Source organism: Bradyrhizobium sp. HKCCYLRH3099, assembly GCF_051167855.1.
Classification (GTDB): domain Bacteria; phylum Pseudomonadota; class Alphaproteobacteria; order Rhizobiales; family Xanthobacteraceae; genus Bradyrhizobium.
This window is the reverse complement of sequence record NZ_JBNPTW010000018.1, coordinates 111,609-133,767: the sequence shown is the minus strand read 5'-3', so window position 1 is coordinate 133,767 and position 22,159 is coordinate 111,609. Positions and strand designations below refer to the sequence as shown.

At 65.9% G+C, this 22,159-nt stretch carries 20 protein-coding genes; 10 read left to right on the top strand and 10 right to left on the bottom strand.

Translation table 11 applies throughout. The annotated features are described in order from the left end of the window. The first annotated feature begins 100 nt into the window (after window positions 1–100). The 5 genes from ACQR1Y_RS27830 (at window position 101) to ACQR1Y_RS27810 (ending at window position 6,410) form a co-directional block, all read left to right on the top strand. Window positions 101–601, top strand: coding sequence for a (2Fe-2S)-binding protein (locus ACQR1Y_RS27830; RefSeq protein ID WP_434878842.1), 501 nt, complete (start codon window positions 101–103; stop codon window positions 599–601). Then, on the top strand, window positions 598–3,018 hold the full coding sequence (locus tag ACQR1Y_RS27825; protein ID WP_434878843.1) for an aerobic carbon-monoxide dehydrogenase large subunit: 2,421 nt from the start codon (window positions 598–600) through the stop codon (window positions 3,016–3,018). Before ACQR1Y_RS27830 ends, ACQR1Y_RS27825 begins: the two co-directional genes overlap by 4 nt. A 296-nt stretch (window positions 3,019–3,314) precedes the next feature. Further along, on the top strand, window positions 3,315–4,184 hold the full coding sequence (locus tag ACQR1Y_RS27820; RefSeq protein WP_434878844.1) for an AAA family ATPase: 870 nt from the start codon (window positions 3,315–3,317) through the stop codon (window positions 4,182–4,184). Beyond that, window positions 4,181–5,383, top strand: coding sequence for a vWA domain-containing protein (locus ACQR1Y_RS27815; RefSeq protein ID WP_434878845.1), 1,203 nt, complete (start codon window positions 4,181–4,183; stop codon window positions 5,381–5,383). The genes ACQR1Y_RS27820 and ACQR1Y_RS27815 overlap by 4 nt, the downstream gene beginning before the upstream one ends. A 211-nt stretch (window positions 5,384–5,594) precedes the next feature. Then, a complete protein-coding gene (locus ACQR1Y_RS27810) occupies window positions 5,595–6,410 on the top strand; it encodes an XdhC family protein (protein ID WP_434878846.1) in 816 nt (271 codons plus the stop codon). A gap of 3 nt (window positions 6,411–6,413) precedes the next feature. Here ACQR1Y_RS27810 and ACQR1Y_RS27805 read toward each other — a convergent pair whose 3' ends face one another. The 5 genes from ACQR1Y_RS27805 to ACQR1Y_RS27785 all read right to left on the bottom strand — a co-directional run bounded on the left by ACQR1Y_RS27805 (window position 6,414) and on the right by ACQR1Y_RS27785 (window position 12,193). Continuing rightward, the gene (locus tag ACQR1Y_RS27805) at window positions 6,414–7,508 is read right to left on the bottom strand and encodes an HWE histidine kinase domain-containing protein (RefSeq protein WP_434878847.1); all 1,095 of its coding nucleotides are present in this window, start codon (window positions 7,506–7,508) and stop codon (window positions 6,414–6,416) included. 253 nt (window positions 7,509–7,761) lie between these two features. Next, window positions 7,762–8,586 carry a carbohydrate ABC transporter permease gene (locus ACQR1Y_RS27800; protein ID WP_434878848.1) on the bottom strand — a complete coding sequence of 275 codons (825 nt, stop codon included), beginning with the start codon at window positions 8,584–8,586 and terminating at the stop codon, window positions 7,762–7,764. Further along, on the bottom strand, window positions 8,583–9,518 hold the full coding sequence (locus ACQR1Y_RS27795; RefSeq protein WP_434878849.1) for a carbohydrate ABC transporter permease: 936 nt from the start codon (window positions 9,516–9,518) through the stop codon (window positions 8,583–8,585). The genes ACQR1Y_RS27800 and ACQR1Y_RS27795 overlap by 4 nt, the downstream gene beginning before the upstream one ends. Continuing rightward, window positions 9,515–10,834 carry an ABC transporter substrate-binding protein gene (locus tag ACQR1Y_RS27790; protein WP_434878850.1) on the bottom strand — a complete coding sequence of 440 codons (1,320 nt, stop codon included), beginning with the start codon at window positions 10,832–10,834 and terminating at the stop codon, window positions 9,515–9,517. The genes ACQR1Y_RS27795 and ACQR1Y_RS27790 overlap by 4 nt, the downstream gene beginning before the upstream one ends. Before the next feature lie 126 nt (window positions 10,835–10,960). Beyond that, window positions 10,961–12,193, bottom strand: coding sequence for a benzoate/H(+) symporter BenE family transporter (locus tag ACQR1Y_RS27785; RefSeq protein ID WP_434878851.1), 1,233 nt, complete (start codon window positions 12,191–12,193; stop codon window positions 10,961–10,963). A gap of 515 nt (window positions 12,194–12,708) precedes the next feature. Here ACQR1Y_RS27785 and ACQR1Y_RS27780 point away from each other — a divergent pair. Further along, the gene (locus ACQR1Y_RS27780) at window positions 12,709–13,239 is read left to right on the top strand and encodes an REP-associated tyrosine transposase (protein ID WP_434878852.1); all 531 of its coding nucleotides are present in this window, start codon (window positions 12,709–12,711) and stop codon (window positions 13,237–13,239) included. 1,024 nt (window positions 13,240–14,263) lie between these two features. On the opposite strand, the gene ACQR1Y_RS27775 is transcribed toward ACQR1Y_RS27780, so the two are convergent. The 5 genes from ACQR1Y_RS27775 to lgt form a co-directional block, all read right to left on the bottom strand. Further along, window positions 14,264–15,217, bottom strand: coding sequence for a ribose-phosphate pyrophosphokinase (locus ACQR1Y_RS27775; protein ID WP_434860590.1), 954 nt, complete (start codon window positions 15,215–15,217; stop codon window positions 14,264–14,266). A gap of 165 nt (window positions 15,218–15,382) precedes the next feature. Next, entirely contained in the window at window positions 15,383–16,024 is a 642-nt protein-coding gene (locus ACQR1Y_RS27770; RefSeq protein WP_434878853.1) for a hypothetical protein, read from the bottom strand. Window positions 16,025–16,147: 123 nt separating this feature from the next. Continuing rightward, the gene (gene pgeF / locus ACQR1Y_RS27765) at window positions 16,148–16,894 is read right to left on the bottom strand and encodes a peptidoglycan editing factor PgeF (RefSeq protein ID WP_434878927.1); all 747 of its coding nucleotides are present in this window, start codon (window positions 16,892–16,894) and stop codon (window positions 16,148–16,150) included. Window positions 16,895–16,914: 20 nt separating this feature from the next. After that, window positions 16,915–18,042: a class I SAM-dependent methyltransferase gene (locus ACQR1Y_RS27760; protein ID WP_434878854.1), complete on the bottom strand. Its 1,128-nt coding sequence runs from the start codon at window positions 18,040–18,042 to the stop codon at window positions 16,915–16,917. Next, window positions 18,039–18,896 (bottom strand): prolipoprotein diacylglyceryl transferase, encoded by an 858-nt coding sequence (gene lgt / locus ACQR1Y_RS27755; protein WP_434878855.1) that lies wholly within the window; start codon window positions 18,894–18,896, stop codon window positions 18,039–18,041. Before lgt ends, ACQR1Y_RS27760 begins: the two co-directional genes overlap by 4 nt. A gap of 260 nt (window positions 18,897–19,156) precedes the next feature. Between lgt and ACQR1Y_RS27750 the strand changes: the two genes are divergently transcribed. The 4 genes from ACQR1Y_RS27750 (at window position 19,157) to ychF (ending at window position 22,155) form a co-directional block, all read left to right on the top strand. Further along, on the top strand, window positions 19,157–19,447 hold the full coding sequence (locus ACQR1Y_RS27750) for an accessory factor UbiK family protein (protein WP_434878856.1): 291 nt from the start codon (window positions 19,157–19,159) through the stop codon (window positions 19,445–19,447). Between the two features lie 186 nt (window positions 19,448–19,633). After that, window positions 19,634–20,338: a 50S ribosomal protein L25/general stress protein Ctc gene (locus ACQR1Y_RS27745; RefSeq protein ID WP_172112399.1), complete on the top strand. Its 705-nt coding sequence runs from the start codon at window positions 19,634–19,636 to the stop codon at window positions 20,336–20,338. A gap of 72 nt (window positions 20,339–20,410) precedes the next feature. Continuing rightward, complete coding sequence (pth, locus tag ACQR1Y_RS27740; RefSeq protein WP_434878857.1) at window positions 20,411–21,016, top strand: aminoacyl-tRNA hydrolase; 606 nt, start codon at window positions 20,411–20,413, stop codon at window positions 21,014–21,016. Window positions 21,017–21,057: 41 nt separating this feature from the next. Next, entirely contained in the window at window positions 21,058–22,155 is a 1,098-nt protein-coding gene (gene ychF, locus ACQR1Y_RS27735) for a redox-regulated ATPase YchF (protein WP_009029536.1), read from the top strand. The last annotated feature ends 4 nt before the right edge of the window (window positions 22,156–22,159 follow it).

The window sequence follows — 22,159 nt, the reverse complement described above, 5'->3', positions numbered from 1 at the left end:
CCCCCACCCCCGACCCCTCCCCGCAAGGGGGAGGGGAGCGCACCGAGATCGCGGCTGATAGCTCGGCCCAAAGTTCAAAGACGTCTTCAGGGAGCACCGAATGCCCAAAACCCACGTCACGATGAAGGTGAACGGCAGCGAGGTCGAAGGCCTCGCGGAGCCGCGCACGCTTCTGGTCCACTTCCTGCGCGAGCAGGCACAGCTCACCGGCACGCATATCGGCTGCGAGACCAGCCATTGCGGCGCCTGCACGATCGATATCGACGGCATGAGCGTGAAGAGCTGCACCATGCTCGCGGTGCAGGCCAATGGCGCTGAGATCACCACGATCGAAGGCATGGCCAATGCCGATGGCACCTTGTCGCCGCTGCAGGAAGGCTTTCGCATGATGCACGGCCTGCAATGCGGCTTCTGCACGCCCGGCATGATCCTGCGCGCCCATCGGCTGCTGAAGGAGAATCCACAGCCGACGGAAGCCGAGATCCGCGCAGGCATCTCCGGCAACATCTGCCGCTGCACCGGCTATCAGAACATCGTCAAGGCGATCCAATACGCCGCCGCCAAGATCAACGGCGTTGAATTCCAGGAGGCCGCGGAATGAACGACATGACTCCCACGCGGGAACAACGCGAAGCCGCCCTCGAAGGCATGGGCTGCCGGCGCAAGCGCGTCGAGGACATCCGCTTCACCCAAGGCAAGGGCAACTACGTCGATGACGTCAAGCTGCCGGGCATGCTGCATGGCGACTTCGTGCGCTCGCCGCATGCCCATGCGCGAGTGAAAGCGATCCACGCCGACGAGGCGCTGAAGGTGCCTGGCGTGCTCGCGGTGATCACCGCCGAGACCTTGAAGACCGTCAACCTCGCCTGGATGCCGACCTTGGCCGGCGATGTGCAGATGGTGCTCGCCGACGGCAAGGTGCTGTTCCAGAACCAGGAGGTCGCCTTCGTCGTCGCCACCGACCGCTACGCCGCCGATGACGGCGTCTCCAAGGTGGTCGTCGACTACGAGCCGCTGCCGGTGCTGGTCGATCCGTTCAAGGCGATGGACCCGGATGCGCCCGTCCTGCGCGAGGATCTAGCCGGCAAGACGGTCGGCGCGCACGGCCCGCGCAAGCACCACAACCACATCTTCGAATGGAGCGTCGGCGACAAGGAGCTGACGGATGCGGCGTTCAAGAAGGCGGATGTGACGATCAAGGAGATGATCTCCTATCACCGCACCCATCCGTCGCCGCTCGAAACCTGCCAGTGCGTCTGCTCGTTCGACAAGATCAAGGGCGAGCTGACGATCTGGGGCACGTTCCAGGCGCCGCACGTGATCCGCACCGTGGTGTCGCTGATCGCGAAAATCCCGGAGCAGAAGATTCACGTCATCGCGCCGGACATCGGCGGTGGCTTCGGCAACAAGGTCGGCGCCTATCCGGGTTACATCTGCGCGGCGGTCGCCTCGATCGTCACCGGCAAGCCGGTGAAGTGGGTCGAGGACCGCATCGAAAATCTCACTGCGACGGCGTTCGCGCGCGACTATCACATGACCACCGAGATCGCTGCGACCAGGGACGGCAAGGTCACCGGCCTGCGCGTGCACGTGCTGGCCGACCACGGCGGCTTCGATGCCTGCGCCGATCCGTCGAAATGGCCGGCCGGCTTCTTCAATATCGTTACCGGCTCCTACGACTTCCCGGTCGCGCATCTCGCGGTCGACGGCGTCTACACCAACAAGGCGCCGGGCGGTGTCGCCTATCGCTGCTCGTTCCGCGTCACCGAGGCGGCCTATTGCATCGAGCGCGCGATGGACATTCTGGCGCAGAAGCTCGGCATGGATCCCGCCGAGTTGCGGCTGAAGAACTTCGTCAAACCGGAGCAGTTTCCCTATCACTCGGCCTTGGGCTGGGAATATGATTCCGGTGACTACCACACCGCCATGCGCAAGATGATGGAGACCGTCGACTACGCAGGTCTGCGCAAGGAGCAGGCCGAGAAGCGCGCGGCGTTCAAGCGTGGTGAGACCCGCGAGATCATGGGCATCGGCATCGGCTTCTTCACCGAGATCGTCGGCGCCGGCCCGTCCAAGAACTGCGACATCCTGGGGATCGCGATGTTCGATTCCTGCGAGATCCGGCTGCACCCGACCGGCGCCGGCATCGCGCGGATGGGCACCAAGAGCCAGGGCCAGGGGCACGAGACCACCTGGGCGCAGATCATCGCCAGCGAGATCGGCATTCCCGCCGACAACATCATGGTCGAGGAGGGCAACACCGACACGGCGCCCTACGGCCTCGGCACCTACGGCTCGCGCTCGACGCCGGTCGCCGGCGCGGCGATCGCGATGGCGGCGCGCAAGATCAAGGCCAAGGCGCAGATGATCGCGGCCTACAAGCTCGAGGTCCACGAGGACGATCTCGAATGGGACATCGACGGCTTCCGCGTCAAGGGCCTGCCGGAGAAGGCGATGTCGATGAAGGACATCTGCTGGGCGGCGTATAATTCCGTGCCGCCAGGCATGGAGCCGGGACTGGAGGCGGTCAGCTACTACGATCCGCCCAACATGACCTATCCGTTCGGCGCCTATCTCTGCGTGATGGACATCGACGTCGACACCGGCGTGTACAAGGTCCGGCGCTTCTACGCGCTCGACGATTGCGGCACCCGCATCAACCCGATGATCATCGAGGGCCAGGTGCATGGCGGCCTCACCGAGGCCTTCGCCATCGCGATGGGCCAGGAGATCCGCTACGATTCCGAGGGCAACGTCGTGACCGGCTCGTTCATGGACTTCTTCATGCCGACCGCGGTCGAGACGCCGCATTGGGAGACCGACTACACGGTGACCCCGTCGCCGCACCACCCGATCGGCGCCAAGGGCGTCGGCGAAAGCCCGAATGTCGGCGGCGTCCCGGCGTTCTCGAACGCGGTCAACGACGCCTTCTCGTTCCTCGGCGCCACCCACATCCAGATGCCCCACGATTTCTGGCGCAACTGGCAGGCGGCGAAGAACCTGGGGGTAGTGGCGTAGACTGGATCCTTGAGCACTGCCGTCATTGCGAGGAGCGAAGCGACGACGCAATCCAGAGTCCCACCCGAGCCCCTGGATTGCTTCGCTTCGCTCGCAATGACGCCGAGAGAGCGAACGAAATTGCTGGAAAAGACATAGCGGCATCGGCAGTGCGCTCCGCTCCCCCTTGCGGGGAGGGGTCGGGGGTGGGGGTCTCCGGCGGCAGTGTCGCTTCGGGCCACCCCCCTCCCTAGCCCTCCCCCACAAGGGGGGAGGGAACGCACCGACTTCGAGGCGAGATCGAGAACCCAACCAACATGAAAACCCGCGACGACATCGCGCAATCTCTCACCGCCTGCGGCTACATCGCCGATGGCGAGCTGGCGACGGCGATTGCGCTGATGCAGTTGCTGAAGCGGCCGCTGCTGCTGGAGGGCGAGGCCGGTGTCGGCAAGACCGAGGTGGCCAAGGCGCTGGCTGCGGTTGAAGGCACCGAGCTGATCCGGCTGCAATGCTATGAGGGGCTCGACCAGAGCGCCGCGCTCTATGAGTGGAACTATCAGCGCCAGCTGCTCGCGATCGAGGCGCATCGTGGGCATGCCGACGCGATCGAGGACCAGATCTTTTCGGAGAAATATCTGCTCGAGCGTCCCTTGCTCGCCGCGATCCGCCGCGCCACTCCGCCGGTGCTGCTGATCGACGAGATCGATCGCGCCGACGACGAGTTCGAGGCGTTCCTGCTGGAGCTGCTGTCCGACTTCCAGGTCTCGATCCCCGAGCTCGGCACCGTCACGGCGACCAGCATCCCGCATGTGGTGCTGACCTCGAACGGCACCCGCGAGCTGTCCGACGCGCTGCGCCGGCGCTGCCTGTATCACTATGTCGACTATCCCGACGTCGATCGCGAGGCGCGGATCATCCTGGCGCGGATCGACGGCGCCTCGGCGTCGCTTGCGCTGCAGATCGCGCGGATGGTCGAGGGCCTGCGCAAGGAGGAGCTGCGCAAGGTGCCTGGCGTTGCCGAGACGCTAGACTGGGCCGCGGCGCTGGTCGGTCTGAATATCCGCGATCTCAAGGATCAGCCGGAGGTCATGCATGACACGCTGATCTGCCTGCTGAAGACCCACGAGGATCGTTCCCGGGTCTCCCGCGAGGTCACAGCGCGGCTCCTGGGGAAGGTCGCATGAGCTGCTGTGGCGCCACGCCCGATCATGAGGACCTGCACGCGGTGGCGCGGCTGGTCGCCGGCCGCCTCGGCGCGTTCCTGCGGACGCTGCGCGACAACGGCTTTGCGGTCGGAATGCCCGAAGGGCAGGACGCCGCTGCGGTGATGGCAGCTGGCTATGCCGACAGGCCCGGCCTGCTGCGCTCCGCCTTCAAGCATCTGTTCGCGGCACGCAAGAGCGAGTGGGATCGCTTCGACGGCCTGTTCGATGCGTTCTGGCTCGGCAAGCGCGCGCGTTCGCGGGTCCTCGCGTCGGGATCGGCGCAGGCGGCGAACAGTCCGTCGCTGAAGAGCCTGCAGGCCGGCGCGGGCGAGCGTGGTCCGCAAGGCGCGATGGATCAGGTGCCCTCGGATGACACGCCGCGTGAGGCGTCCGGTGAGGGCCAGCGCGAAGGCGCCTCGCGCGTGGAAGCGATCAGCGACACGGACTTCCGCAAGCTCGCCGATCCCGATCAAATCGCGTTGGCGCATGAGGCCGCGGCGCGGCTCGCGCAGGCGATGCGCACGCGGCTGACGCGGCGCGATCAATTGCGCCGCAAGGGCGAGCGCCTCGATCTGCGCCGGACCATCCATCGCAACATCAGCCATGGCGGCGTGCCGATTGCGCTGGTGCATCGCCGCCGCAAGATGAAGCCGCTGCGGCTGGTCGTGCTGCTCGACGCGTCCGGATCGATGAGCGCGTACACGGCGGTGTTCCTGCGCTTCATCCACGGCGTGCTCGATACATTTCGCGAGGCCGAGGCGTTCCTGTTTCACACCCGGCTTGCCTACGTCTCCGACGCGATGAAGGAGCGCGACGCCGCGCGGGCGCTCGACCGGCTCTCGATGATGGCGCAGGGCGCGGGCGGCGGCACCCGCATCGGCGAAAGCCTGCAGACCTTCAATCGCTGGCACGCCGCACGCGTCATCCATTCGCGCACCTGCGTGATGATCGTCTCCGACGGCTACGACACCGGCGATCCTGATTTGCTCGATCGCGAAATGGCGCAACTGCGACGCCGCTGCCGCCGCATCGTCTGGCTCAATCCGATGCTCGGCTGGGACGGCTACGCGCCTGAAGCGCGCGGCATCAAGGCCGCGCTGCCCCATGTCGATCTCTACGCGCCCGCGCACACGCTGAATTCGCTCGCGGCGCTCGAGCCGTATCTGGCGAGGTTGTGAGGATGCGGATGAAGCGGACCACGCACAGTTTGAACCGCGCTGCTGCGGCATCGCCAGTGCGCTCCCTCCCCCCTTGTGGGGGAGGGCTGGGGAGGGGGGTACCGCGGACACCGGCGCCAGCCGCCCCCCTCCCTAACCCTCCCCCACAAGGGGGGAGGGAACAGACCGTCTGTGCAGATGCAGTTCGCCTCCACCTAGTGAGGAGAAGCATATGACCACCTCGCCCGAACTGCTCGATCTCGCTGCCCAGCTGAAAGCCAACGAGGAAAGCTTCGTGCTCGCCACAGTCGTGCGCACGGTGTCGGTGACGGCCGCCAAGGCCGGCGCCAAGGCGATCATCCGTCCCGACGGCAGCATCGTCGCAGGGTGGATCGGCGGCGGCTGCGCGCGGGGAGCGGTGCTGAAGGCGGCGCGGGAGGCGCTGGCCGACGGCGTGCCGCGGATGGTGTCGGTGCAGCCGGAGAACCTGCTCGCCGAGCTCGGCGTCAAGGCTGGAGAGACCAAGGAGGGCGTGCGCTTCGCCGCCAACATGTGCCCGAGCAAGGGCACGATGGACATCTTCGTCGAGCCGGTGCTGCCGCATCCGTCCTTGGTGATCCTCGGCGCCAGCCCGGTGGCGCTGGCGCTCGTCGCGCAGGCGCGGCCACTGGGCTATCATGTGACGCTCGCCGCGCCTGCCGCCGATCTCACCGAGATGCCGCAAGCTGATGCGCATGTCGACGGCTTCGCGCTGGACAACCTCGCCGGCGGCCGCCGCTTCATCGTGGTGTCGACCCAAGGCAAGGGCGACGAGGCCGCACTGCGGGGGGCGCTGTCCTGCGAGGCGGCGTATCACGCCTTCGTCGGCAGCCGGCGCAAGATGGACAGTTTGCGCGACAAGCTGCTGAAGGACGGCATCGACGCGGCGTTGCTGGACAGAGTGAAGGCGCCGGCCGGGCTCGATCTCGGCGCGATCACGCCGGAGGAGATCGCGATGTCGATCCTGGCCGAGATCACGCTGACGCGCCGGCGCGGCCAGCGCGATTGAGTGTCAGGCCGTCAGCGGCAGATCGAACGTCACCTTGAGACCATCGGCTGCGAAGTCGCGCGTCACCTGGCCCTTCAGCGCACTGCCGAGGATGCGCTCGAACAGCAGCGAGCCGAAGCCGGTGCGTGCAGGCGGCGTGACGGCCGGCCCGTCGCTCTCCTGCCATGACAGGCACAGCCGGTCGTCGGCATGGCTCCAGCTCAGCGCCACGCGTCCCGCCTCGTTCGACAGCGCGCCATATTTCACCGCATTGGTGACGAGCTCATGCAGGCCCATCGACAGATACAGCGCGATGCCCGGTGATAGCTGCACGTCGGGACCGTCGACGACCACCCGATCGGATTGCAGCGGCGCGAGCTCGGCGCAGACCAGCTCCTTCAGCGCGATCGCCTCGCGGCCGCGGTCGAGCGCCAGCGCGTGGCTGCGGGTCAGCGCCGAGATGCGGCCGCGCAGCGTCTCGCCGAACTCCGCGAGCGCGGAATCGTCGCGGATGCTGAGCGCGATCACGCTGTCGACCAGCGCCAGCGTGTTCTTGACGCGATGATTGAGCTCATGGACCAGCACGCGCTGATGCTGTTCGATCGTCCGTCGCCGCGCATTTTCGGCGCGCAGCGCGATCTCGTCCATGACGATCTCGCCGAGCTCTGTCAGCTGCGCGACGTCGTCGTCGCTCCACTGCCGCGGCTGGTGATCGATGGCGCAGAGCGCGCCGATGACCTCGCCGCTCGGCAGCTTCAGGGGCACGCCGAGATAGGCAATGACGCCGAGGCTCGGGATCGCGAGATTGTCCTTCACCAGGGGATGCCGGGTGGCGTCGTTGACGACCAGCGGACCGGACGAAGTCACGACATGCTGGCAGAACGAATGGCTGAGCGGCGTCTCGCGCAGCGAGGCCCACGGCTCGCACAGCCCGACCGAGCTCTTGAAGAATTGCCGGTCGCGGTCGACCAGCGCGATGATCGCGGCGGGCGCCTGCAACAGCCGCGTGGCGAGGCGCGTGACGCGATCGAAGCCGGGCTCGGGGGGCGAGTCCAGGAGCTCGGTCTGCAACAGGGCAGTCAATCGGTCAGGCGCGGAGGCGTCGCGATCGGACGTCATGCAGCTTTCGTCGGTCGGGCATTCAGCCGGTGAGAGGGGTATTCGGCTGAAACGAAGCCGGCACGGACACAGTCGGAAACCTTTGGAGACGATCGGAGCTTGCGTCAAGCCGTGGGCCGAATCCTGGTTCCATCGAGGTAACCAAGGTGCAGATCATGGCCTGACCAAGGCATCCAGGCCATTCTGCCGCAGCCGTCGCATGGCATATGATATACCGAACGCGCGTTCGGTTGAGGTGCCGTTGGTATGACGCTCAGCCGCCCTTGACGGCGCCCGCCGTCAGCCCGGCGACGATCTGGCGTTGCGCCGTGACGGTGAGCAGCAGCACCGGTAGCGTCACGATCAGCGCGGCTGCCGCGAGCGGTCCCCAGCTCAGCTGATCGAAAGAAATCATATTATATACCGCCACCGGCAACGTCCGCGTCTCGCGTCCCGCCAGCACGATCCCGAACACGAAATTATTCCACGAGAAGATCACCGCGAGGATGAAGGCGACGGCCAATCCGGGCTTCGCCACCGGCAATGCCACGTGGCGGAAAACCTGCCAGCGCGTGGCGCCGTCGATGCGCGCGGCCTCCTCGAGCTCGATCGGCGTGGTCTCGAAATAGCCGATCATGATCCAGATCACGATCGGCACGGTGACCACGAGATGGATGATGATCTGCGGCCAGAGCGTGCCGAGCAGGCCGAGCCACTGAAACAAGAGAAACAGCGGGATGAGATAGGACAGGCCGGGCGTGATGCGCGCGATCAGGATCACGATCGCCGATTTATGCGCGGCCATGCGCGCGATGCCGTAGCCGGCGGGCACGCCGACCAGCATCGCGAGCGCGGTCGCGCCGCCGGTCACCAGTAGGCTGTTCTTGAAGTAGGTGAAGAAGCGGTTCGACGACAGCACGTCGACGTAGTTCTTCCAGGCGAAATGCTCCGGCCAGAACACCGGCGGATAGGCGGCGTTGTCGACCTCGAACTTCACCGACAGCGAGATCATCCAGAGGAAGAACAGGATCGCCGGCGAGACGATCAGGAAGACGCCGAACGCCAGGCCGATCCTGCCGAGCAGGGTGTTCACGCTCATGTCTCGCTCCCCAGCGCATTCCACTGCGCGCGCCGGCGCAGCAGGAGTAGCAGCGCGGTCAGCGCGATGATCAAAGCGAAGAACACCACCGCGATCGCCGAGGCATAGCCAAGGTCGTAATAGACGAAGGCGACGCTGTAGAGATAGAGGTTGATTGTCTCGGACGCCGAGCCGGGCCCACCTTGCGTGATCGCGAAGATGATGTCGAAGCTCTTGATGGCGTCGATCGCGCGGATCATCGCGGCGATGAACAGAAACGGCATGATCAGGGGCAGGGTGATGTAGCGGAACATCTGCCAGGTCGAGGCGCCGTCGATCTGCGCGCTCTCATAGGGCTCGGTCGGCAGCGAGGCGATGCCGCCGAGCACGATCAGCATGACCAGCGGGGTCCACTGCCAGGTTTCGACCAGCACCAGCGACGGGATCACCGTGCCCGGATGAAACACCCAGAGCTGCGGCGGCAGGCCGACGAGGGACAGCAGGTAGTTCAGGATGCCGAGCTGCGGGTGGAACATCATCGTCCACACCAGCGCGATCGCCACCGGCGTCGCCATCATCGGCATGATGAACAGCGCCCGCAGCAGCCCGCGTCCCGGAAAGCGGGCGTGGAAGATCACCGCCGCGAAGGTGCCGAGTACCAGCGGCAGCAGCACGGACAGCGCCGTGTAGGACAGCGTGTGCCCGACCGATTCGACGAAGCGCGGATCAGCCGGCAGCCGCAGATAGTTCGACAGTCCGACGAAGGTCGTGGGCGAACCGACCTTCCATTCCTGAAAGCTCATCCAGATCGTGAACAGCCAGGGAAAGATGATCACCGCCAGCACGGTGATCAGCGCCGGCACCACGAACGGCCAGTAGGACGGTGGCCGCAATGCGCGCTCCGGCGCAACGGCTTCCGCCGCCGCGCCAGCCTGTTCGACGATCGTGCTCACGCTTTTTCGCTGCGCTCCAGGATCGGGCGGAACTGCTCATGCGCCTTCCTCAACTCGGTCGCGGGATCGGCGCCCGACAGCGTGGCGGTCAGCGCCGCGCCCACGAGATCGCGGAATTCCGCGACGGGAATGATCACGGGCAGGCCGAGCTTCGAGATCTTGCCGGAGTCGATCGCCGATTGCAGCCACTCCTTCGGCATCTTCACGCCGCTCTGAATGCCGGGATCGTTGAGCACGGAGTTGCGGAACGGCACGCCGCCGCCGGCCTGCACCAGGCGCGCGCCTTGCGCCTTCGAGACCATCCATTGGCACAGCAGCCAGGCGGCCTCCTTGTTCTTGCACGCCGCGGGAATGCCGACGCCGTCGCCATAGGTCGCCGAGAACTGCCCCTTCGGCCCGGCGGGCACCACGGTGTAGCCGACTTTGCCGACGACGCGCGAGGCATTGGGATCCTCCAGCGGCGGCGCCCAGCCGACGCCGTCGATCCACATCGCCGAGCGGCCTTGCGTGAACGAGGCCATCGACTCCATCCAGTTGAAGCCGGCGACGCCGGGGGGCGCGCAGGTCGTCAGCAGCTTCTGATACAGCTTGGTCGCCTCGACCGCCTCGGGGCCGTCGGTCTGGATGTTGCCCTTGGCGTCGAGGAACTCGCCGCCGTAATTGAGGAAGAAGTTCGTCCACAACGTCATGTTGGCGTTGCGCAGGCCGCGGCCGACGAAGCCGAAGGTGCCGTCCTTGGGATCGGTCAGCTTCTGCGCGGCCGTGACCATTTCGTCGAGCGTCTTCGGCACCTCGACGCCCTTCTTCGCGAACAGCTCCTTGTTGTAGTAGAGGATGAAGTAGTCCACCGACCATGGCAGCGAGAACATGCGGCCCTTGTCGTTGCTGGCGTAAGTGAGGCCCGCGGCGGAGAAATCGGTGGGGACGAGGTCTGGCGCGGTGAGGTTCGGGTCCTTCATCATGTCGGTGACGTCGGTGAGCCAGCCGGCCTTCTCGAACTGCCGCTTCTGCACGTGATAGCTCAGGTGCACGACGTCGAAGCTCGGCTTGCCCGACGACAGCTCGATCACCACCTTCTGGCGCTGCTGCTGCTCGGGGATCTGCTCGGATTCGACCTCGATGCCGGTCAGCGCGGTGAATTCCTTGATGTTCTTCTGCAGATTGTCGCCGCGCGGCCCCTTGGCCAGGATCACCTCCAGCTTGGTGCCGGCATACTTCTTCCACTGCGGCTCCGACCAGGCCGGCTGGCCGGTGAGCGCCAGCGCGCCTGCTGCTGCCGTGCCCGCAAGCATGTTGCGGCGCGTGATCGCGGTCATTGGTATCCTCCCCGAAGACTTTTTGTTTGGTCGGGAAGTGTAGCGCGATTGAGCGGCGCTGCAACAGCGTGTTGCCCGCTCGGCCGGGATAGCGACATCAAAGCGTGGTGCGATGCGGCAGGCGCGTCAGGCGCTTGCCTCCGCGTTGAAATCAGCGCGCTCCAGCAGCCATGACAGCGCGAACCCCGCCACCAGGCCCCAGAACGCAGCGCCGATGTTGAGCAGCGGCACATCGGCGACGGTGACGAGAAAGGCGATGAGAGCACCGAGCGAGAACCGTGTCTTGAACGCGGTCACGAACGCCGTCTGCAGCACGCGCAGCATGGCAAGCCCGGCGAGCGTGGTGATCAGCGCCTTCGGCGCGATCAGCAGCAGCGCGGTGAAGGTCGGCGCCAGCAGCCCGAAGCCGAGCGCGAGCACGCCCACCGCGATCGCCGCGGTGTAGTGGCCCGTGCGCTCGCCGCCGGAGACGACGATCGCATTGGTCGGTCCTGTCAGGCAGGTCGAGACGCCGCCGACGATCGCAGCCAAGGCCGAGCCGAGACCGCAGGCGACGGTGACGAGATTGACCGGCGGGGTGTGCCCGGCGGCGGCGAGCACGGCAAAACCCTGGCTGTTCTGCACCACCAGCACGGTGACCGCGAGCGGCACCACCAGCTCGATCATCGCCGCCAGCGACCAGGACGGTGTCGGGATCACCGGCGTGATCAGCGCAAGCTGCAACGACGCGCCGTGATCGAAATTACCGAACACGATGGCGGCCAGCGTGCCGACCACCAGCGCGCCGATGATCGGCGGGCAGCGCCGGCCGAGCGCGGGCAGGGCGGTCAGCACGAGCCAGATCGCGACCATCGGGCCCGCGATGCTGAATTCGCCGAGCACGGCGCGCACGAGATCGAGCCCGAAGCGCAGGAACACGCCCGCGACCATGCCCATCACGATCGGCATCGGCACCAGCAGCATCGCCCGCTTCACCCAGCCGGAGAGGCCGAGGACCAGCATCAGCAGCGCCGTGCCGTAGAACGCGCCGACGACCTGCGCGAAGCTGAGATGCGTCAGCGCCTGTCCGACCAGCACGGTGCCGGGAATGGTCCAGAACAGCACCAGCGGCTCGCGATAGCGCCATGACAACAGGATCGTGATCAGCCCGTTGATGAAGAACACGCCGAAGATCCACGACGCGAGCTCGCCTTGTGACAGCCCGTCCTTGGCGCCGACCGACAGGATGATCGCGACGGGCCCGGTGATCGCGAACAGCCAGCCGATGAAGCCATGCGAGGCATGGAGCGGTCCGAAATCACGGGCGATCTGACGGAGGCCTGGCGGCGGCCCTGCGGGCCGTTCGATGGCGCTGAACATGAGGGGCAGGGCTCGATGCGTGTTCTTGTTGTTGTCCTTGGGGTCGTCGGAGATGTTTTGACTGAATGGGGCGAACCGTGCAAGGCGCGGGGAATGGCGACTGCCGGTCAGCCGGGCGGTGGCTCGTTCGGCCCCCCTCTTTCCACACGTCATTCCGGGGCATTCGCGTTCGCGAAATGGCGAAGCCCTTGCGTGAACGCGAATGAGCCCGGAATCCATAACCACAGGCAGTCGTTTGTGACGTGAAAGGAGCCCCGAGCGAACATTTCGATTCACGGCAGGTGATCGTGGGTATGGATTCCGGGCTCGCGCTCACGCGACTTCGTCGCTCCGCGCGCCCCGGAATGACGACGGAGTGAGAGTCTCTGCTTCCGACGATGTAGGCCGGGAATGCGTAGGGCGGATTAGGCGCAGCCGTAATCCGCCGCCAGGCCGCGCGCTCGGCCGGGGCTAGCTTGTTGGGTCGCCTCCTTTCGGATAGCCTCGCCACAATCAATCACAACTGGCGTTGGTCCATGCCCAACTACCGGCGCGCATTCGTTCCAGGCGGTTGTTGGTTCTTCACCGTCAACCTCCTCGATCGGCATCGAGATCTGCTGATCGAGCACATCGATCTCCTGCGGTCGGCAGTGGCTGCAACCCGAGTGCGCTTTCCCTTCGAGATCGATGCCTTTGTCGTCATGCCGGAGCACCTCCACGCGGTCTGGACCTTGCCGCCCGGCGATGCCGATTTCTCAACCCGATGGCGGCTCATCAAGAGTCGTTTCGCCCGCGAGCTGTCACCGACCGAGCAGCTGAGCGCGGTTCGGATCGCGAACCGTGAGCGAGGTATTTGGCAGCGCCGATTCTGGGAGCATCTGATCCGCGACGAAGATGACCATGCTCGGCACGTCGAGTATTGTTACATCAATACAGTCAAGCACCGTCTGGTCAGCCGTGTGGTCGATTGGCCCCATTCGTCATTTCACCGCGACGTGCGTGCTGGCCTGTTTCCAAGCGACTGGGCGGGGGATGTCAATTCAAGCGGTGAGTTTGGGGAACGATGATCATTACGACGCACCTTGAATTTGGCGGGCGACGGCGGATTACGCTGCGCTAATCCGCCCTACGGTCCCGCGCGCGCGGCGGAGTGTAGGGCGGATTAGGCGCAGCCGTAATCCGCCGCCATCTGCCCAAGGAGTAGCTCAGTCGGTTACTTCCAGGGAATATCTGACTTCGGATAAAGATAAATTACTTGACGACTTCGCCAAATCAGCAGTATGGTGCCGCTCGTTCCGTTGCGTCGGAGGGGACGTATCGCGGTCGTCACGGACGTCGGCAGCGGAATGCGGTGGGTGTGTCGGGTCGCAGCGTGGCTGATGTCGCGCCGACGAACGATCCGGCACGCACGGTCAAGTCGCACGGTCCTGGCACCCCGATGCTGGTGTCACGCTTGTGCCGGCGCTCACGCGCCGCGCAGGCAACGGTGGCCAGAAAGCCCGGCGCACCGGGGAGACTGCGAAGCAGCCGTTAAAGCCATCGCGCAGGGAGGGCCGGGTGTATCAGGCCAGACCTGTGGTACCTGCCGCCTGCATTTTTTTCCGCAGGCGGGCCACGGGCGCGGCCAGCGCCCGGCCTTCCCTGCGCCCTCTTTTGGATGAGGGCGATTGCGAGATCAAAGCTCGGACGCAACATGTGCCGCGAGATCGCGAAGGTGTACCTGCGATGCTGTCGATAGTTGCTGTCGTGGAAGAACTCACAGGCGAGGCGTCATTGCGAGGAGCGCAGCGACGAAGCAATCCAGAGTCGTGGGCGGGACTCTGGATTGCTTCGCTTCGCTCGCAATGACGGAGTGCAAGCGAACTGATTGCGACAAACTCTGCCGTCATCGCCCGGCTTGACCGGGCGATCCAGTACTCCGAGACGCTTGTGATTGAACCGATGCGCCGCAGCGTACTGGATTCCCCGCTTTCGCAGGGAATGACAATGGGGACCAAAGCGAGGCTTCCGATGCGGGACGATCAGCTTGGTGCAAGAGCCTTCGAGAGTCGCAGCCGCGATGCCTCGGCCAGCCCCTTGCAGCCGGCAATCTCAGTCGAACAGGCTCGACACCGACTCTTCCGCCGCCGTGCGGCCGATGGCTTCCGCGATCAGCGGGGCGATCGGCAGCGCGCGGATGTTCGGCGCATTGCGGACGGCTTCGGTCGGCAGGATGGAGTCGGTGATGACGAGCTCCTTCAGCCGCGACGAGCTGATGCGGGTCGCGGCGCCGCCGGAGAGCACGCCATGGGTGATGTAGGCGTAGACGTCCTTCGCGCCGTATTTCAGCAGCGCATCGGCGGCGTTCACCAGCGTGCCGCCGGAATCGACGATGTCGTCGATCAGGATGCAGGTGTGACCCGAGACGTCGCCGATCACGTTCATGACCTCGGACTCGCCGGGACGCTCACGACGCTTGTCGACGATCGCGAGCGGCGCGTTGATGCGCTTGGCGAGGCCGCGGGCGCGCGCCACGCCGCCGACGTCGGGCGACACCACCATGACGTTGGAGAGGTCGAACCGCTCCTTGATGTCGCGCACCATCAGCGGCGCGGCGAACAGATTGTCGGTCGGGATGTCGAAGAAGCCCTGGATCTGGCCGGCATGCAGGTCGAGCGTCATGACGCGGTCAACGCCGGCATGGGTGATCAGATTGGCGACCAGCTTGGCGGAGATCGGCGTGCGCGAGCCGGACTTGCGATCCTGCCGCGCGTAGCCGAAATACGGAACCACGGCGGTGATGCGGCGCGCGGAGGCGCGGCGCAGCGCATCGGTGATGATCAGCAGTTCCATCAGCAGGTCGTTCGCCGGATAGGACGTCGACTGGATGATGAAGACGTCGGAGCCGCGGACGTTCTCCTGGATCTCGACGAAGATCTCCATGTCGGCGAAGCGCCGGACCACCGCCTTCGTCAGCTGCAGACCGAGCTCGGTCGCGATGGCGGCGGCGAGAGGCGGATTGGAGTTGCCGGCGACGAGTTTGATGGAGCCGTTCTTGGCCGACATCGCGATTTCTCCCCGCGGCTCGCTGGAGACCTTGTTCAGCATATCGGGCTATCCGTGGAACCGGCAGTTTTGCACGGGCGAGGTGATATCAAGGACATAGCGCCGCTGGCAACCCGCCGCGGGTGTTTTCCCGGTCAAAAAACGGGGCAAAATGCGCCGCTTTGCCTAATGGTCGGTGTAGCCGAGGGCGGCGACGCTGGTGCCGTCGGAGGCGGGCGAGGCCGGCTCGACCGCTGCAATCGCAGGACCTCGGGGCGCAGGCGCTGCCGGCGGCGTGGTGGCGGCAGGTGCGCTGCCATTGAGCATGTTGGCGAGGCCGCTGAAGCCGGCCTGCGCGATCTTCCGCAGCACCATGTCATCGACCGCTGCCCACGGATCGCGGCCGCCGCGGCCGATCGGCTCTTCGCCGGAGAGGCGCAGCGCGCGCTGCTGATTGCGATCGTAGACGTCGAACACCCAGGCGATCACGCTCTTGCCGCTCACGACCTGCGCCGAAAGATAGGTGCGGACACGATAGGCGGACGGCGCCTCGCGCGACACGATGGCCAGGCTGCGCAGCTTGGACTCGCTGTCGAGCACGTTCACCATGCGGTCGAAGATCTGCGGTGGCGGGCCGTCGATCTGTTCGAACGCGATCGTCGCGCCATCAGCGGCGGGCGCCATCGCATAGGCATTGGCAGGACCCCCACTGCCGCTGCTCGCGCAGCCGCCCAGCGTGGCCGCGGACAGGATCAGCACGGCGGCAACGCAGGCGTGCTGCGTCGCGCGGCTGATCAGTCGAAGTGGTGTCGGCGCTCCCGTCATCATCGGGAGCGATATCGTTAAAATCGATTAACGTCTAGGTCGCCGCTGCCACAGAATGGGACAGAACGCACTCAGTTGTAGAGAAAGGGTTAAGCAATCCAGATGCGGCCACAATGGCGCCCAGCTTCAGCCTTCGAGCATGATCGCGTGCACGTGCCGGCCGTAGTCCGGTTCTTTACGGTGCACCGAGCGGCGGTAACTGAAGAAGCGCTCATCGGCATAGGTGTCGACGCCGAGATCGTCGATCAGCAGCACGCCGGCCTTTTCCAGTCGCATCCGGATGAAGCCGCCGAGGTCGAACATCGCGTGGCCCGCGCGCTCGGCGGGCAGGAAGAAGCGCGCATGCTCGCCATCGTCATCGACGAAGCGGGTCACGAATTCGGGTCCCACTTCGTAGCTCGGCTGCCGGATCAGCGGACCGATCGCCGCGATGATCTGCCCGCGTTCGGCACCGAGCTGCTCCATCGCCTGCAGCGTGGCTTCGAGCACGCCGGTCAGCGCGCCTTTCCAGCCCGCATGCGCGGCGCCGATGACGCGCCTTTCGGGATCGACGAACAGGATCGGACCGCAGTCGGCGGTGGTGACGCCGATCGCGAGATTCGGTGTGGCGGTCACGAGCGCGTCGGCCTTCGGCCTGACGGCGCCGTCCCACGGCCCGGTGGCGACCACGACATCGGGCGAATGAATCTGGTGCAGGCTGAGGAAGTGTTCGGGCGCGACGCCGAGATGCGCGGCCATGCGGCGGCGGTTTTCCCGGACATCGTCCGGTACGTCATTCGATCCGAGGCCACCATTCAGCCCGGCATAGATGCCGCCGGAGACGCCGCCCTCGCGGGTGAAGAAGGCGTGGCGAAGGCCCGGAATCGCGGACATCACATCCGATGACACCAGCATCACGCGCCTCCCGTCTTGTCGTTGGTGTGTTCGTCGCTGATCCCGGCCAGCACCGGGATCGAGCGATCGGACACGCCGAGCACCTTGAACAGCGATCCCATGCCGCCGCGGCCGCCGCCGATCAGCCGCTTGAGACCGCCGGCGATATCTTCGGAGACCTCGGGCGACGCCTTCTGCATCAGGGTCAGCGCCCGCGTCTCGATGCCGAGCCGCTGCAGGAACTCGCCTTGCGTGATCGGCCCATGCACGCGCGCGCCGACCGCTTCCGCAGTGCGCGACAGCGCGTCGAAATCGACATGCGCGGTGATGTCGGCGAGCCCGGGCGTCTTGAGGGGATCGGCGAAGCTGTGCCGTGCGATGGCCTGGAACGTATCGCCGACGTCGCTGCGGACGTGGCCGTAGTCGATGATCACGGCAGCGCCCCGCTGCTCGCGGAGGCGGCGCGCGATCGCCATCATCTGGGTATCCGGCCGCCATTCGAAGATCGCGCCGGCCGGCGCGGCGCGCACCAGCGGCGACAGCAGCAGCTCGAAGCCCGGCGTCGGATCGGCGGCGGTGCCGTAGACGAAGTTCTCTTCCTCATCGAGCTCGACCACGCGCTCGTGCCAGCCGGTCTCGCGCCGGACCATCTGGTGCACCGGCAGCACGTCGAAATACTCGTTGGCGAAGATGACGCTCGGGCCGTCCGGCACCTCGTCGAAGCTCTCGTGCCAGTTGACGTTGCGCAGTCCCGTCAAGGTCGCCTTCTGCTTCTCGCGCAGGACCGGGTTGATCTCCACCAGATGCACCGAGATGGTCTGGTACAGCGGCGGCAGCACGCGCAACGCCCGCAGCGCGTCCGACATCATGGTGCCGCGACCGGGCCCGAGCTCGATCAACCGAAATTCTTGCGGCGATCCCGCCGCCTTCCAGATCGAGGCCGCCCACAGCCCGAGCAGTTCGCCGAACATCTGGCTGACCTCGGGCGCCGTGGTGAAGTCGCCTTCGCGTCCGAGCGGGTCACGCGAGATGTAGTAGCCGTGCTCCGGATGCATCAGGCACAGCTCCATGTAGCGCCAGACCGGCATCGGACCCGATGCCTTGATCAGCCGCTTGATCTCGGTGTGGAGCGGAGACGTTTCGATCACGGATTGGCCTGCAGCGACGGAGTGGTTTGATGACCGCTGGGCTTGCGCAGCGCCCGCGCAACGAGGATCGCGCCGACGATCAGCATCGGCACCGACAGGATCATGCCCATCGTGAGGTGGCTCCAGAAGAAGCCGAGCTGCTCGTCCGGCTCGCGAAAGAATTCGCTGACGATGCGCGCGACGCCGTAGAGGCCGATGAAACTGCCGAGGATCAGCCCCGGCCGTTTCAGCGCGCCGAAGCGGATCATGATCGCCAGCACGATGAACAGCATGATGCCCTCGAGGCCGGCTTCGTAGAGCTGGCTCGGATGACGCGGCAGATGGGTCGGATCGCGCGGGAAGATCATCGCCCATGGCACGCTGGAATCGGCCGGGCGGCCCCACAATTCGCCATTGATGAAATTGGCGATGCGGCCGAGCAGCAGGCCGATCGGCGCGACCGCGGTGGTGATGTCGCCGAGAGAGAGAATCGGCAGGCCGTTGCGGCGCGCGAACCACATCACCGCGATCACGCAGCCCATGAAGCCGCCATGGAAGGACATGCCGCCGTTCCACAGCTGGAAGATCTCGAGCGGGTGCTTGATGAAATGCGGCAGGTTGTAGAACAGCACATAGCCGGTGCGGCCGCCGAGAATGATGCCGATCGTGACCCACAGGATGAAGTCGTCGAGCTGGATCAGCGACACCGGTGCCGGGCCGCCCCACAGCCGCTCCTTCTTGAGCAGCGACCGTCCGTAGAGCCAGCCGATCACGATGCCGCAGATATAGGCCAGTGCGTACCAGCGGATCGCCAGGGGGCCGATCGCGATCGCCACGGGATCGAACACGGGGAAGTCGATGAGGAGAGGCGTCATTCCGTGACTTTGTTCGAGGACTTCGTGGACTGGCGTCCCGCTTCAGCACGCACGCGGAGGGAGCAACTGTCGGACAGGCCCCGCCCCATCACAGACGGTCCTGGCGCGACATGATCGCGGGCCGCTTATGCCGCAGGGCGTGCCGGCCTCACAAGTACGATGACAAGGAAACCGAGGCATGACAAGACGAGCGCATCTTGAAGCCGGCGGGCCGGATCGCCATTGTGTGATCGCGCGCGTCGCGCCAGCGGAGCTTGAGCATGACCCAGACCAACAACCGGTTTTTCGACGAGATCGGCCGCCTGATGAACGACGCCGCCGGCGCGGCCCAGGGCATGAAGCGCGAGGTCGATGCCGTCATCCGCAACCAGGCGGAAAAGATCCTGAACGACCTGGATCTCGTGAAACGCGAGGAGTTCGAGGCGGTCAAGGACATGGCCCGGCTCGCCCGCGAGGAGAACGAGGCGCTCAAGGCGCGCATCACGGCCCTGGAGGCCAAGCTGGGCGGCGCGTCCGGCGGTCAGCCGGGGACCGGCAGCGCCGACGGCTGACGCCGCGGCGGCTGCGCGGGGACGGGACGGGGGACGGAGCCCCTTTCATTTCCTTGTCATTTCCCGGGTTTGCGGCTAGAAGGCCGCCACGTCCGCGGCCCCCGCACCCCTGGAGGCTTGCCGAAGGACGTCCAGCAACGGGCCGCATTGCGGCCTTTAACTTTTTAAAACAAGGACTTGAGCAAGATGGCGACCGTCAGAGAACTGAAGGCGACCGCCCGTCCGTCAGTCGGCAAGGGGGCCGCACGGGCAGAGCGTCGCGCCGGGAGAGTGCCCGGAGTGATTTATGGAGACAACCAGCCCCCGCTGCCGATCTCGGTGGAAGACCGCGAGCTGCGCCAGCGCATCCTCGCCGGCCGGTTTCTGACCACGATCTTCGACATCAGCCTCGACGGCAAGAAGCACCGGGTGATCCCGCGCGACTTCCATCTCGATCCGGTCAAGGACTTCCCGATCCACGTCGACTTCATGCGGCTCGGCCAGGGCGCGACCATCCGCGTCAGCGTGCCGCTGCACGTGGTCGGCTCGGAAGGCTCGCCGGGCGTGAAGCGTGGCGGCACGGTCAACATCGTGACCCACACGCTCGAGCTCGAGTGCCTCGCGGAGAACATTCCGCAGTTCATCGAGGCCGATGTCAGCGCGCTGGAAATCAACCACTCGCTGCACGTCTCCGACGTCAAGCTGCCGACCGGCGTGAAGACGCTGTCGCGTAGCGAGGACGCGACCCTCGTCACCATCGTGCCGCCGTCGGGCTATGGCGAAGAGCAGAAGGCCGCCGCTGGCGCTGCCGCGGCTCCCGCTGCCGCCGCTCCGGCTGCCGGTGGCAAGGCGCCTGCCGCCGCTGCGAAGGCTCCTGCTGCCGCGGCCAAGGCCCCCGAGAAGAAGAAGTAAGCCGATCCGCTGTCGGGGCGCGCGGGCTTATCCCGCGCGTCCCGGAGCGACGGCAGGTCCCGGTGCCGCGCCATGCTGCTGTTCGTCGGTCTCGGCAATCCCGGCGCGAAATATGCGCGCAACCGGCACAATATCGGCTTCATGGCCGTGGACGAGATTTCCCGGCGCCACCGCTTTTCGCCCTGGCGCCGCCGGTTTCAAGGCGAAACCTCGGAAGGCACGCTCGACAGCGAGCGCGTCATTCTTCTGAAGCCGACGACCTATATGAACGAGTCCGGCCGCGCGGTGCAGGAAGCGGCCAGCTTCTTCAAGCTCGGCGTCGGCGACGTCACGGTGTTTCAGGACGAGTTGGAGTTGGCACCGGGCAAGCTGCGCGTGAAGGTCGGCGGCGGCATTGCCGGACATAACGGTTTGCGCTCGATCTCGGCGCATCTTGGCAACGACTACCGCCGCGTCCGGCTCGGCATTGGCCATCCCGGCGTCAAGGAGCTGGTGCATGGCCACGTGCTGTCGGACTTCGCCAAGTCCGAGATGTCATGGGTCGAGGCGCTGTGCGAGGCGGTGGCCGACAATGCAGGTTTGTTGACGGGCAAGCGCGACTCCACCTTCGCCAACAAGGTGCATCTGGCGCTGCAGGCCAAAGGTTTTCTGGACAAGGGCGACGCCGGCGCCGCGTGAGGCGCGCGCGGTTGTCGCTGTGAGAGGATGCGAGACGGATCATGGGATTCAAATGCGGGATCGTCGGTCTGCCCAACGTCGGCAAGTCGACGCTGTTCAATGCGCTGACGGAGACGGCGGCGGCGCAAGCGGCGAACTATCCGTTCTGCACGATCGAGCCGAATGTCGGCGAGGTGGCCGTGCCGGATCCGCGGCTTGAGAAGCTCGCCGCGATTGCCAAGTCGGGTCAGATCATTCCGACGCGGCTGACCTTTGTCGACATCGCCGGCCTCGTGCGCGGCGCTTCCAAGGGCGAAGGCCTCGGTAACCAGTTTCTCGCCAACATCCGCGAGGTCGACGCGATCGCGCATGTCGTGCGCTGCTTCGAGGACTCCGACATCACCCATGTCGAGGGCAAGATCGCCCCGCTCGCCGACATCGAGACCATCGAGACCGAGCTGATGCTCGCCGACCTCGACAGCCTCGAGAAGCGCGTCGACAACCTCGCCAAGAAGGCCAAGGGCGGCGACAAGGACGCCAAGGAGCAGCACGATCTCGTGACCCGCGCACTGGTGCTGCTGCGCGACGGCAAGCCGGCGCGGCTGTTGGAGCGCAAGCCGGAGGAGGAGCGCGCCTTCGGCATGCTCGGCCTTTTGAGCTCGAAGCCGGTGCTCTACGTCTGCAACGTCGAGGAAGGCTCTGCCAAGGACGGCAACAGCTTCTCGCAGGCGGTGTTCGCCCGCGCCAAGGAAGAGGGCGCGATCGCCGTCGTGATCTCGGCCAAGATCGAGTCGGAGATCGCGACCCTGTCGCGCGAGGAGCGCGTGGACTTTCTGGAGACGCTCGGGCTCGAAGAGGCCGGTCTCGACCGTCTGATCCGCGCCGGCTACCAGCTGCTCGACCTGATCACCTACTTCACCGTCGGCCCGAAGGAAGCGCGCGCCTGGACCATCCACCGCGGCACCAAGGCGCCGGCGGCGGCCGGAGTGATTCATACCGATTTCGAGAAGGGCTTCATCCGCGCCGAGACCATCGCCTATGCCGACTACGTCGCGCTCGGTGGCGAAGCGGGGGCGCGCGAGGGCGGCAAGCTGCGGCTCGAAGGCAAGGAGTATGTCGTCGCCGACGGCGACGTGATGCACTTCCGCTTCAACAATTAAGGGG